This is a genomic window from Candidatus Wallbacteria bacterium, assembly GCA_028687545.1.
Classification (GTDB): domain Bacteria; phylum Muiribacteriota; class JAQTZZ01; order JAQTZZ01; family JAQTZZ01; genus JAQTZZ01.
On record JAQTZZ010000019.1, the window covers coordinates 16,363 to 29,282 of the forward strand.

At 51.3% G+C, this 12,920-nt stretch carries 13 protein-coding genes; 12 read left to right on the forward strand and 1 reads right to left on the reverse strand.

What is annotated here, in order from left to right; genetic code table 11:
• Positions 1–65: 65 nt before the first annotated feature.
• Complete coding sequence (locus tag PHW04_09605) at positions 66–1,259, reverse strand: metallophosphoesterase family protein (GenBank protein ID MDD2716138.1); 1,194 nt, start codon at positions 1,257–1,259, stop codon at positions 66–68.
• Positions 1,260–1,478: 219 nt separating this feature from the next.
• Between PHW04_09605 and PHW04_09610 the strand changes: the two genes are divergently transcribed.
• From PHW04_09610 to aroC, 12 genes are all read left to right on the forward strand, one after another.
• The gene (locus PHW04_09610) at positions 1,479–3,224 is read left to right on the forward strand and encodes a proline--tRNA ligase (protein ID MDD2716139.1); all 1,746 of its coding nucleotides are present in this window, start codon (positions 1,479–1,481) and stop codon (positions 3,222–3,224) included.
• Between the two features lie 30 nt (positions 3,225–3,254).
• Positions 3,255–4,106 (forward strand): ATP phosphoribosyltransferase, encoded by an 852-nt coding sequence (hisG, locus tag PHW04_09615; protein ID MDD2716140.1) that lies wholly within the window; start codon positions 3,255–3,257, stop codon positions 4,104–4,106.
• 57 nt (positions 4,107–4,163) lie between these two features.
• A complete protein-coding gene (gene hisB / locus PHW04_09620) occupies positions 4,164–4,805 on the forward strand; it encodes an imidazoleglycerol-phosphate dehydratase HisB (GenBank protein ID MDD2716141.1) in 642 nt (213 codons plus the stop codon).
• Positions 4,789–5,385, forward strand: coding sequence for an imidazole glycerol phosphate synthase subunit HisH (hisH, locus tag PHW04_09625; GenBank protein MDD2716142.1), 597 nt, complete (start codon positions 4,789–4,791; stop codon positions 5,383–5,385). The genes hisB and hisH overlap by 17 nt, the downstream gene beginning before the upstream one ends.
• Complete coding sequence (hisF, locus tag PHW04_09630; protein ID MDD2716143.1) at positions 5,372–6,124, forward strand: imidazole glycerol phosphate synthase subunit HisF; 753 nt, start codon at positions 5,372–5,374, stop codon at positions 6,122–6,124. The genes hisH and hisF overlap by 14 nt, the downstream gene beginning before the upstream one ends.
• Positions 6,121–7,359 (forward strand): bifunctional phosphoribosyl-AMP cyclohydrolase/phosphoribosyl-ATP diphosphatase HisIE, encoded by a 1,239-nt coding sequence (gene hisIE, locus PHW04_09635; protein MDD2716144.1) that lies wholly within the window; start codon positions 6,121–6,123, stop codon positions 7,357–7,359. Before hisF ends, hisIE begins: the two co-directional genes overlap by 4 nt.
• Entirely contained in the window at positions 7,356–8,366 is a 1,011-nt protein-coding gene (gene trpD / locus PHW04_09640) for an anthranilate phosphoribosyltransferase (protein MDD2716145.1), read from the forward strand. The genes hisIE and trpD overlap by 4 nt, the downstream gene beginning before the upstream one ends.
• Positions 8,363–9,139, forward strand: coding sequence for an indole-3-glycerol phosphate synthase TrpC (gene trpC / locus PHW04_09645; GenBank protein ID MDD2716146.1), 777 nt, complete (start codon positions 8,363–8,365; stop codon positions 9,137–9,139). Before trpD ends, trpC begins: the two co-directional genes overlap by 4 nt.
• Positions 9,136–10,221 carry a prephenate dehydrogenase/arogenate dehydrogenase family protein gene (locus PHW04_09650; protein MDD2716147.1) on the forward strand — a complete coding sequence of 362 codons (1,086 nt, stop codon included), beginning with the start codon at positions 9,136–9,138 and terminating at the stop codon, positions 10,219–10,221. Before trpC ends, PHW04_09650 begins: the two co-directional genes overlap by 4 nt.
• Complete coding sequence (locus tag PHW04_09655; GenBank protein ID MDD2716148.1) at positions 10,218–10,817, forward strand: phosphoribosylanthranilate isomerase; 600 nt, start codon at positions 10,218–10,220, stop codon at positions 10,815–10,817. The genes PHW04_09650 and PHW04_09655 overlap by 4 nt, the downstream gene beginning before the upstream one ends.
• A 139-nt stretch (positions 10,818–10,956) precedes the next feature.
• The gene (locus tag PHW04_09660) at positions 10,957–11,736 is read left to right on the forward strand and encodes a shikimate dehydrogenase (protein ID MDD2716149.1); all 780 of its coding nucleotides are present in this window, start codon (positions 10,957–10,959) and stop codon (positions 11,734–11,736) included.
• Entirely contained in the window at positions 11,721–12,863 is a 1,143-nt protein-coding gene (gene aroC / locus PHW04_09665) for a chorismate synthase (GenBank protein ID MDD2716150.1), read from the forward strand. Before PHW04_09660 ends, aroC begins: the two co-directional genes overlap by 16 nt.
• The last annotated feature ends 57 nt before the right edge of the window (positions 12,864–12,920 follow it).

Consider the following 12,920-nt stretch of genomic DNA (forward strand, 5'->3'; position numbering starts at 1 on the left):
AAATTTTCCCTAATTATATGGGCAGGGAAAAAGTATTGCAAGAGGCACAATAGAACGGCTTGTTTTCAGTTCGTTAGCGAGTCTTTCTCTTTATCAATGCCAAAGGAATCTATCAGAGAACCGTCCTGTTTCAGAATTCTTACCGCAAGTTTGGCGTCAGTTGCCGTGATCACCACATAATCAGGCTGATCCTCAGGGTTGAAGAAAAAGTCGTCATGGCTGTTCTTTTCGAGATCGCCGTATATCTTGCCCCCGCTGCGCCCTGCGGTCAGATAAACCGTTCCCTGCGAAGGCCGCTCGACTGCTTTTCCATTTCTGAGCACCTTAGTCCTTGCCACGCCATGGTCATGCCCGTTGATCACCAGGTCAGCGTGCCGCCCTTCAATCACAGGGCAGAATGCTTCCCTGACATCTTCAGTACTTCTGAATCTTTTCAGGCAGTAAGGATTTTTATGGAATACCACTATTTTCCAGGCTGCGCCGGATTTCAGGTCGGATTCAAGCCAGGCTTTCTGCGGCGTGAAAATGTCACCGGATTTCTTCTCCTCTGTCTGCTGACTGTCCAGCACAGCGATGTGCAGAGGTCCGTAATCAAAGGAATAGGCCTGTTCGGCAAGGACGGATGGACCGTTTTCCGGCAGGGTAAACTGGCTCAGAAAATATACTGGTCTGCCTCTGGTTCCCCCACCCATGGTCTCGTGATTCCCCTGCACTGCCATTTCCGGGATTTCGTCGATCACACCTGCAGCCGCGTTGAACCAGGCGTTCCAGTGGGCTGCACTCTGGCCTTCATCCACCAGATCACCCACGTTCATTATAAATCCGGCATCCGGATTCGCCAGATATGCATTGTGCACTGTGTCATGCCAGGCACCGTATGGCTTGCTGCCCGACAGCCCGCTCTGGCTGTCGCCGAAAACCAGGAACTTTACTGCCTTCCTGCCGCCGGCAGTGGCAAAAGTGTGTTCACTGCTCCAGGATTTTCCGTCCCCCACTCTGTATTCGTATTTCGTCTCAGGTTTCAGGTTGCGGATTTCCGCCGAGTAGATAAACTCACTGCCCAAGCCTGTATAAAATCCCGTTCCAGCCGCCTGCATCGACTTCACTTCTGATGTGACTCCTGACTCCTTCCAGCTGACAATGCCTTCGGCTGAATCGAGACTGCGCCAGGTGACGGTCATCGTGGTCACAGGATCCCCTGTCCAGGAGAGGGCGATATGGTCAGGCTGCCCTGCTTGGATGATAAACGAAGTCAGCATAAACAGCAGTATTGATTTGATCTTCAACTTCCTGCCCTTCATCCGGATTGATTTGCCATCATCCTATCATCATCTCGGGAATGAGGCAATTCCGGGTATGAGGGGAAAGCCGTAATACTTACGCCCCTTTACTTGCTGACCCGGAAAAAGTACAATTAAGGGCAGGCCCTCTGAAGATGCAGGCCGTGATTTTTATATTGATCTCTATAGGAGGCTTTCATGAGAATGAGCCAGCTGGTTGGAAAAAGATACAAGGAACGGCCGAACGAGGCCTCACTGGAGTCTCACGCATTCCTGCTGCGCGGAGGTTACATCCGCCAGCTGGCCAACGGGATTTTCTCCCTGCTTCCCCCCGGTGTCCGCGTCGTTTCCAAGATCGAAGGCATCATCAGAGAAGAAATGAATCGGATCAACGGCCAGGAAGTGCAGATGCCTGTAGTACAGACGAAAAACCTCTGGGACGAGTCCGGCAGGTATACGGAAATCGACGAAACCCTCGTCCGTTTCAACGACAGGAACGGGCAGGAGCTGGTGCTCGCCATGACCCACGAAGAAGCAGTGCTGCATCTTTTCCGCAATGAAGTCACGAGCTACCGTGACCTGCCATTCATGGTCTACCAGATCCAGACCAAGTTCCGCGACGAAATCCGCAGCAGAGGCGGTCTGATCCGCGTCAGGGAATTCACGATGAAAGACGGATATTCGTTCCACAGAACCCAGGAAGACCTGGAGCGTTATTATACTGAATGCATGAAGGCTTATCGACGCATATTTGCCAGAGTAGGGATACCTGAAGCAGTGATGGTCAGATCCGACAGCGGCTTCATGGGCGGGAAAATCGCCCATGAATTCATGCTGCTCACCGAGGTCGGAGAAGACTCCCTTGTCTATTGCAGTAAATGCGGCACATACGCCAATGCCGAAGTGGCTGAAGTCAAGATCGAGCCTTATGTCGAAATTCAGGAAGGACTTCAGAAAGTCCATACACCGTCCACTGCCACAATTGAGGAGGTGGCCGAATTTTTGAAAATCACGCCAAAGCAGACCGCCAAGGTTGTTTTCTATGAGTCTGACATCAACGGCAAACCGGTAATGGCTGTGATCCGTGGTGACCTTGAGATCAATGAAGCCAAGCTCGAGCACTTCATCGGAGTAATGCCGCAGAAAGCGTGTGAAAAAAGCATAGAGAGAACCGGAGCAGTGCCGGGATTCGCATCCCCGCTCGGATTGTCGCATATGAACGTACGTGTGCTCATAGATCACAGCATACGCACCTCCAGCAATCTGGTCTGCGGTGCCAACGAACGCGACTACCATTACCTGAATTTCAACCTGGAACGCGATCTGCCTGGCACCACTACAATCGACATCGCCCGAGTCAGGGAAGGAGACCATTGCCAGTGCGGTGGGAAAATCGAGCTGAAACGGGGAATTGAACTTGGCAACATTTTCCAGCTCGGCACAAAATATACCGGAAAAATGGGGATGCGCTATCTGGATGAAAATGGCCAGGAAGGCACCCCGATCATGGGCTGTTATGGCATCGGAATCGGCAGGCTGATGGCCTCGGTGATAGAAGCCAGGCGCGACGAAAACGGTCCGATCTGGCCGATCTCCATCGCTCCCTGGCAGGTGCACATCAATGCCGTCAAAATCACGGATAAAGAAGTGGCTGACGCAGCTGAAGAGCTTTATTCAGACCTTCAGGATGCAGGGATCGAAGTGCTGTATGACGACCGCAATGAGAGGCCGGGGGTTCAGTTCGCAGAAGCGGACCTCCTGGGCACGCCGTTCAGATTTATTGTTGCCGAGAAAAACCTCAAGAATCATGAGGTGGAATGGAAATGCCGGGAAACCGGTGAGACAGGCAAAGTTCTTCTGGAAAATGCAGTAGCCTTCATCCGCCATAGAATCGGGATGGCAGTGAACAAGATTGAAGCAGAAGCCGACAAAATAATAATTTAGGAATCCTCTAACTGATTTTACGGAGTAGCTATGAAATTGAAACTCGTAATACCTAAGGGACGCATGTTTGAGAAAATTTCCGCCCTGCTCAATGACATTGGTGCAGGCATTGAACTTTCCGCCCGCTCCTATCTTCCTATGGTCGCAGATGGTGAGATCGAAGCCAAGATCATGAAATCTCAGAACATCCCAAAACTGCTGGAACTTGGCTCGCACGATGCCGGATTCGCCGGACTGGACTGGATCCTGGAAACTGGAGCCGATGTCGTGGAAATCATGGATCTCGGATTCAACCCTGTGAAAATTGTAGCCGCTGTTCCGGAAAAAAGCCTGGATTCCGGACTGAAAAAACGCAGACTGGTTGTGGCATCCGAATACGAACAGCTTTCCAAGAAATTCCTGCAGAAGGAAGGATATGATTATGTTTTTCTGCGTACATTCGGTGCCACGGAAGTCTTCCCGCCTGAAGACGCCGACATGATCATCGACAATACAGCTACTGGCCGCACCCTGCGCGAGCATGGCCTGTCCGTAATTAGTACAGTCCTGGAGTCAACCACCCGCTTCATCGCGAACCGCAAAGCATACGAAGACCCCTGGAAACGGGAAAAAATGGAAAGACTTAAAACACTCATCAATTCAGTGCTGAATGCCCGTTCCAGGGTTATGCTGGAAATGAATGTCCCCAAAGACAGATTTGAGGAAATCGTGAAAATCCTGCCCTGCATGCGCGCACCCACAGTTTCTCCTCTTTATGCGGACGAGGGATTTGCGGTCAAGGTGGCTGTGAAATCCTATGAAACATCACGTCTGATCCCGCTCCTCAAAAAACTTGGCGCGACTGACATCCTGGAATATGACATCAGGAAGGTGGTCATATAGATGAGACACAAGGTAGAGACCTGCCATTGTAAAGGCGCGCAATGGCGCACCTCAACAATGGCAGGCCCTGGCGCATCTGGACAAAATAATCGGAGTCGAAAAGCTTCGATCCACAGAAAAACCAAAGAAACCGATATTTCGGTGGAACTGAACCTTGACGGCACCGGTGATTCTTCCATCTCTACTCCGGTCGGCTTCTTTACCCACATGCTGGAAAATCTGGCACGCCATGGCAGATTCGACCTGACAGTAAAGGCTGAAGGAGACCTGCACGTAGACCAGCATCATCTGTTGGAAGACTGTGGCATCGTGCTTGGTCAAGCTTTCAACAAGGCTCTGGGTAATAAAATGGGTATCAATCGGGCCGGTTTTTTCGTCTATCCTATGGATGAAGCTCTGGCAGTAGTGGCAGTTGATTTCGGCGGCAGACCGTTTTTACAGTATGACGCAAAATTCAAGCGCAGACTCTGCGGGGATCTGGACACAGATCTGCTGCAGGATTTCTGCCAGGCGCTGGCTGCCGGGATGGGAGCGAACCTGGTCGTACGCATGCAGATCGGCCGCTCAGACCACCATAAAATAGAAGCCATCTTCAAGGCCATGGCAAAAGCGTTGCAGATGGCCTGCAGCGTCGACAGCAGGCTGCTGGAATATATCCCGAGCACTAAGGGGGCAATCGGCGATGATAGCGATCATTGACTATGGCGCCGGGAATCTGGCTTCCGTAAAAAAGGCCTTTGATTACATCGGTGCTCCATCGGAAATTATTGTATCCCCGGAAGGTCTTTTGAATTGTGACAGGCTGGTGCTTCCGGGTGTGGGTGCTTTCGGAGCTGCTGTATCCAGATTGAAGGAAACCGGCCTTTTTCAGTCCGTGGAGTCCTGGCTTCAAAGCGGCAGACCGTTTTTAGGCATCTGCCTGGGGATGCAGCTTCTGCTGGAGGGCAGCGACGAGTCACCCGGAGCCTGCGGATTCGGTTTTTTCCGGGGGTTCTGCAGGAAGTTCACTCAGGGAAAAGTCCCTCAGATAGGCTGGAACACTGTCAAACCATCCGGCAGGTCAAATCTGTTTTCCGACGGAGAATATTTTTATTTTCTACACGGCTTTTTCGCCGATCCTGTGGACAGGTCTGCAATTGCAGCAGAAACAGACTATGGCATCGTCTATCCTTCAGCCCTCTTGTCAGGAAAAGTGCTGGGTGTCCAGTTCCATCCTGAAAAGAGCGGAGATCCGGGTCTGAATCTGCTGAAAGGATGGCTTTCCCATGATCACAGTTAGGATCATCCCCTGCCTTGATGTGGAAGCAGGCAGGGTGGTCAAAGGAGTCAAATTCAAGAACCTGCGGGATGCCGGAGATCCAGTTGAAATGGCCAGGTTTTATTACGAACAGGGGGCTGATGAACTCTGTTTTCTGGATATCGGAGCCACACATCAGAAGCGCGACATCCTGCTCGATGTAGTCGAGCGGGTTTCCAGGCAGGTTTTTATTCCATTGACGGTTGGAGGCGGGATCAGGAATGTAGATGACATCCGGAAAATTTTGGCCGCCGGGGCTGACAAGGTCTCCCTCTGCTCTTCGGCCATCAGGAACCCGGAATTGATTTCAGAAGGCGCAGGGATCTATGGTTCGCAATGCATGGTGCTTTCGATAGACGCAAAAAAGTGCGGCAGCTCCTGGCATTCCTATACCGACGGCGGCAGAACTGATTCCGGATTTGATGCGATTGAATGGGCGAAAAGAGGTGCCAGCCTCGGGGCAGGAGAAATTCTTTTGAATTCCATCGATCAGGATGGCACACAGTCTGGTTACGATCTCGAACTCACCAGGCTCGTCTCAGAAGCGGTGGATGTGCCTGTGATCGCATCAGGCGGTGCTGGTACCCTCGAACAAATGCACTCTGCTGTTGCTGAAGGTCGTGCTGAAGCGTTGCTGCTCGCATCCCTCTTGCATACCGGCAGATACACGATCCTGGAAATAAAAAAATTCCTCCGGGAGAAAGGAGTGAACATCAGATGATTATCTCTTCGATAGACATCATGGGCGGAAAAGCCGTGCAGCTTAAACAGGGGTCTGAGCTTGTCCTCACCAGGGACAATCCTCTCGACCTGGCTGCGGATTTTAATCGCTTCGGGGAAATCGCAGTGATCGACCTGGATGCTGCACTGGGAAAAGGGGAAAACGAAGGCCTGATCCGGGAAATCTGCAACATTGCAGATTGCAGGGTGGGAGGAGGCCTGGACCTGGTGCGTGCAAAAAAAATGCTCACTTATGGTGCCACTAAAGTCATCATAGGGTCGAATGCTTTCACTGATTCCAGTATTGCCCGGGAATTTCTGGCTGGTTTTACAAGCCAGATCTGCAAAGACAGGGTGATCATTGCCATAGATTCCAGAGCCGGTCGAATCGTGACAAAGGGCTGGAAGCATGAAACCGGCATTCCTGTAGAGTCAGCCATTACAGAACTCGAACCTTTCTGTTCGGAATTTCTCTTCACCTGCGTGGAGCGCGAAGGCTGCCTGGGTGGAACTGATCTGGAACTCTGCAATAGGTTGCGCAATCTCACTAAGAACTCTCTGACTGTCGCAGGCGGGGTGACAACCATTGATGAAGCCAGAAAGATCAGCCGATTCGGGGCGGACGTGCAGCTCGGGATGGCGTTGTACACAGACAGAATCAAGCTTCCTGATGCTTTCGCTGAATGCCTGAACTGGAAAGAGCCGCTGCTTCCCGCCATCACCTGCGACGAATCGGGTCAGGTTCTGATGCAGGCCTTTATGAATAAGGAATCACTCCTTCGGACATTTGAAACCGGCGAAGTCTGTTATTTTTCCAGATCAAGAAATTCACTCTGGCATAAGGGTGAAACTTCAGGCAATATCCAGAAATTCCTGAAAATCAGGACAGACTGTGACAGGGATTCTCTCCTCATCACCGTAAGGCAGAGCGGGGCGGCCTGTCATCAGAACAGCTACTCCTGTTTCGGGGACCGCAGATTCAGCCTGTACGAATTGTATGACGTGGTCCGTGACAGATTCGAAAACCCTAAACAGGGATCCTATACATCTTCTCTCACTGCTGAAATGATTTGTGAGAAGATACTGGAAGAAGCTCAGGAAGTGGTAGAAGCAAAGAAGCGGGATGAGATAATCTGGGAAGCCGCAGATGTGCTCTACTTTGTCACTGCTCTGCTTGCCAAAAAGGGCGTCAGCATTGATGATGTGCTGCATGAATTGAGAAGGCGACGCAGATGAACATCCGTGAAGCTATCAGAGCAGTCACAGAGCGACACGATCTGACGATTGAAGAAGCCTGCTCATCGGCGCTCGAAATCATGGAAGGACATGCTACAGATGCCCAGATTGCAGCCCTGCTGATCGGCCTGAATATGAAAGGCATCCAGCCTTCGGAAATCACCGGCTTCGCCCTCGCCATGCGGGACAAGGCTACAAAAATCGAAATTCCCCGTACCGATCTGATCGATACCTGCGGAACAGGCGGAGACATGTCAGGCACATTCAATATCTCCACTGTCTCGGCTTTTGTGGCGGCCGGGGCGGGATGCTGCGTGATGAAACACGGCAACCGCTCGGTTTCCAGTGGTTGCGGCAGCGCGGATCTCCTGGAAAAACTCGGAGTGAAACTGGATGCTTTGCCGGAAAAACTGAAAGCCTGCGCAGAAAATGCAGGCATCGCCTTTCTGTTTGCTCCGTCCCTGCATAAAGCCATGAAATACGCGGTCGGACCTCGCAAGGAAATCGGAGTACGCACGATTTTCAACGTGCTTGGCCCTCTCACCAATCCGGCAGGTGCCAGACGCCAGCTGATCGGAGTTTTTAACAGGGACCTGACCCTGGTTGTGGGTGAAGTGCTCAAAAACCTGGGATCAGCTCATTGTCTGATCGTGCATGGCACAGACGGGCTGGATGAGATCACCCTGACTGGCAATACTGCTGTCTGCGAGCTGAAAAACGGCGGAATCAGAGAATTCCTCATCAATCCGCTGGAATTCGGATTCGAACTGTCTGGGCGTGATGAACTGAAAGGCGGAGACAGCACGAGAAACGCAGAGATCACTCTGGAAATACTTTCGGGTAGACCGGGTCCTGCCAGAGACATTGTGCTTCTGAATGCCGGGGCCGCAATCTATGTAAGCGGAAAAGTGCCGGACATCGCCCGGGGAGTCGAAGCTGCCAGGGTTTCCATTGACTCCGGCAGAGCAGCGTTTGCTCTGAAAAAACTCCGGGAGCTCTCCAATTGAATATTCTGGAAGAAATCATTGCCCATAAAAAGGAAGAAGTGGCCGAACAGCGCAGACTGCTGCCGCTCGAATCTATTAAATCTACGATTAAGCCGGTAACGAGCAGGTTCGGAGAAATCCTGTCCTCAAAATCTTCGATCAGGATCATCGCTGAAATCAAGCGTAAATCTCCCACTGCAGGCATCATCAGGGATGACTTCGATCCGGCTGAACTGGCTTTACTTTATCAGTCTGGAGGAGCTGCCGCGATTTCAGTGCTGACCGACGAGTTGTTTTTCGGGGGTAGTCCGGCAGTTTTCAAGGAGATCCGGAAAACATCCATCCTGCCGCTTTTACGGAAGGAATTCATCATCGATGAATACCAGATCTATGAGTCCTGCCTGCTCCAGGCTGATGCAGTGCTGCTGATTGCAGCTATTCTTGAGGGTCCTGTACTCCGCCATTTCATCACTCTGGCGAATCAGCTTGGTCTCTCCTCACTTGTAGAAGTTCATGATCCGGCTGAGCTTCAGAAAGCCCTGCACTGCGGTGCCAGGATCATCGGGATCAACAACCGCGACCTGAAAACATTCCGGACTGACCTGAAAATCTCCCTGAAACTTAAGAAGCTGATTCCGCCGGGTTTCATTGCAGTCAGCGAGTCTGGTATCAAAGACAGGTCCGATCTGCTGGAACTTGAAAAGGCCGGATTCCAGGCTGCCCTGATCGGTGAAACCCTGATGAGATCTGAAAACATTCCCAAGACCTTGTCGGAATTGCTGGGGGCAACATGACAAAGCTGGAAGAATTGAGAATAAAAATCCGCGAAATCGACAAGGAACTCGTAGGTCTGATCTCGGAACGACTGAAACTGGCTTCGGAAATCGGAGAAAAGAAGCAGAAACATGGCATCCCTTTAAGGGATTTCACTGTGGAAAAAAACGTGATAGATAACGCCGCAGCCGAAGCCTGTAAAAAGAACGTCCCTGACGAACTCGTGAAAAACATCATGCAAATGCTGATCAGTGAATCGTGCATCAGGCAGGAGCAGCTTCATTATTCGGCATACAGCGGCGGCAGGGAAAAAATTCTCGTGATCGGAGGTCTTGGAGGGATGGGGAGATGGCTCTGCCATTTTTTCCAGAGCCAGGGCCACAGTGTTACAGTCTATGACCTGCAGAAAAGCGATTCGGAATTCCGGCAATGCGATTCTATGGAAGAAGGCCTGGAAAATTCCACATGTGCAGTGCTTTCAGTATCCATCGACGCCACCCCGGAGCTGATCAAAAAAATCACTGATTTCAAGTACACCGGCGTGGTCTTCGACATCACCAGTCTCAAAGCTCTTCTGCTGGAACCTATTACGGAAGCAGTCCGAAAAGGGATCGCCTATACCAGCATTCACCCGATGTTCGGTCCGAATGCCAGGACCCTGTCGGACAAGATAATCTGCTTCTGCAGATGCGGAAGCAGCGCAGCAGACAGAAAAGTAGAAGGATTTTTCGCGGAAACATCTGTTTCCAGAATCCAACTGCCTCTTCTTGAGCACGACCGTCTGGCAGCCTGCGTGCTGGGGCTTTCCCATATCATCAACATCATTTTTGCGAAAACTCTGCTGAATTCCGGTTTCACCCATGCCGAACTTTTGAAAATTGCCAGTACCACCTTTATCTCCCAGATGGTTACGACTGAAAGTGTAATCAGGGAAAACCCGGAATTGTATTATTCGATTCAGAAGAACAACCCGTTCAGAAGCGAACTTTACGATCATCTGTCCAGCGCTGTGGCAGAAGTAACCGGAACAGTTCAGGACGGGCGCAGGGAAGAATTTGTCCGCATCATGCAGGAAGCCAGGGCCTGGATGGAGAACTCATGACCAGGGTCAAGATCTGCGGAATCACTTCGGTAGAAGATGCCCTGTTCTGTTCCGAAGCAGGGGCAGACGCCTTGGGATTCATCTTCGCACAATCCAGGCGCCGGATAAGTCCTGAAGCCGCTGCGTCCATCATCAGAAAACTTCCTCCCCTGATTACGGTTGTCGGAGTATTCCTGAATCAATCTCAGGATGAAGTGAAAAAAACCTCCGCAATCTGCGGCCTGGACGTGATCCAGCTGCACGGCGATGAAAACCCCGAGTTCTGTGCCGGGCTTGGCAGGAGAGTGATCAAGCGCATCGCTGTGGCGGAAATCGATTCCAGTCCTGAACTACTTAAAAAAATCAAGAGCTATTCCGGATGCACTATCCTGCTTGACCCTGGCTGTGGAGACGGCAGGTTATTCGACTGGAAAAAAGCTGAAAACCTCGAAGTCCCGGTCATAATAGGCGGTGGCCTTACCCCTCAGAATGTCGGATCAGCAATCAGGGCTCTTAAACCCTATGGGGTTGATGTGGCTACAGGCGTAGAAAAATCACCGGGCGTTAAGAATCCGGAACTTGTCAGAAGCTTCATCGCGGAGGTCAGAAAATGGTGACACTTGCAAAACTCGATTTTCAGTATGATACTGATCGTTACAAGCTACTTCGATGTATGAGTTTTGTTAGTGCTCCAAGAGCCTCTAACAAAATATCCATCCAAGATATAGCGAATAAATACATTTTGTAAGAGGCTCTATGCTCTACACAGGCATCATAGGTTATCCCCTTGCAGTGACTTTTTCACCTGTCATGCAGCAGGCAGCCTTTTCCCATCTAGGGATTGAAGGCGTCTACCAGCGCTTTCCCGTGCCGGCCCAGAAACTGAAAGACGCTGTCTTTGGTCTTGCGGCTTTAGGCTTCCGAGGGGTAAACGTGACTGCCCCGCATAAGGAAGCTGTGTATCGGTTACTTCAGCTTCTTAGTCCTGAAGCTGAAGCTGTCGGTGCAGTGAACACCATCCTTTTTGGCGAGCGGATGCAGGGATTTAACACTGATGTCCATGGATTCCGCGAATCGCTGAGAATCATGGATATTGGTCTGCAGGGCAGGTCGGTTCTGCTGATCGGCTCCGGAGGTGCGGCCAGGTCCTGCGGTTATGTGATCAAAAATCTGAAGCCCGCGAATTTCATGATCACCAACCGCACAGCTTCCCGGGCTAAAAATCTGGCTTCAGCTCTTTCCGCCGAACCTGTTCCGTATGATCTGCTTGACTCATGCGCGTCCCATGCCGACCTGGTGGTGAACTCCACTTCTGAGGACATGCTGGCAATGATTAAGAAATTCAAGTCAGGCGCTGTCTATTATGACTTGAATTACAGGTTCCCGGCACGGGACTGCAGGGGATTCAGGGCAGTGAACGGACTATTGATGCTGGCACTTCAGGGTGCGGAGTCGTTTCGCATCTGGACTGGACAGCCGGCACCGCTCGAAATCATGAAAAAAGCATTGGAGAGTGTATCATGCTCAGATTTTTGACAGCCGGCGAATCTCACGGAACTGGTTTGACGGTAATTGTGGAAGGTCTTCCTGCAGGTCTGCCTGTCTCCGCTGAACTCATCGATAATGAACTCAGGCGCAGGCAGCTCGGTTACGGTCGGGGCAAGCGCATGGAAATCGAACACGATGCCGCGCTGATCCAGTCCGGCGTGCGGAATGGTTTAACCCTCGGTTCGCCTGTTTCCATCTTCATCCAGAACCTGGATCACGGTAAATGGACTGAAATAATGAAAGTCTCCGAAGGTATCTCAGGAGTTCCTGTTACTCTTCCCAGACCTGGCCATGCGGATCTTGCCGCAACCCTGAAATACGGTTTTACAGATATCCGCAATTCCCTGGAACGGGCTTCAGCTCGTGAGACTGCGGCCAGAGTAGCTGCTGGTGCTGTTTTCAAACAGCTGCTGTCGCAATTCGGCATCACTGTAAGTTCCCACACTGTTAAAATCGTAGACACAATTATCAGGGAAGTGAAATTGAGCTTCAATCAGGCTGAAGATTCGCTCCTTCGCTGTCTGGATCCGGATGCAGAGCTCGAAATGATTTCAGCCATTGATAATGCCGCGAAATCAGGCGACTCTTTAGGCGGGGTTTCGGAAATATCGGCTGCTGGAATGATTCCTGGACTCGGCAGTCATGTGCATTTCGACCGCAGGCTGGACAGCCGCATCGCAGCAGCCCTGATGTCGATTCCATCCGTCAAGGGCGTGGAAATCGGACCTGCCTTTGAAAATGCCGGAAAATGCGGTTCTGAAGTACATGATGAGATCTTCCATGACAGGCAGAAAGGATTTTTCCGCAGACAGAATCGCGCAGGCGGAGTTGAAGGCGGAATCTCCAATGGCGAACCGATCGTAGTCCGCCTGGCAGTCAAGCCGATTCCGACGCTGCAAAAACCGCTGGCTACTGTTGATATCAAGACCCTGGAACCGGGCAAAGCCTTCCGCGACCGGGCCGACACCTGCGTAGTCCCTGCAGTAGGCGTGATCGGTGAAGCCATGCTCGCCTATGTCCTCGCAGACGCCTTTTTGGAAAAATTCGGCTGTGACTGCCTGGAAGATATCAAAAAAGCCTATGACAGCTATCTGAAGCGAATCGCTTCAGACTGAAGACAAAGCCGCATACTAAGTCCGGGGTCTGGTTGTACCCAAAATCACACCCAAGCC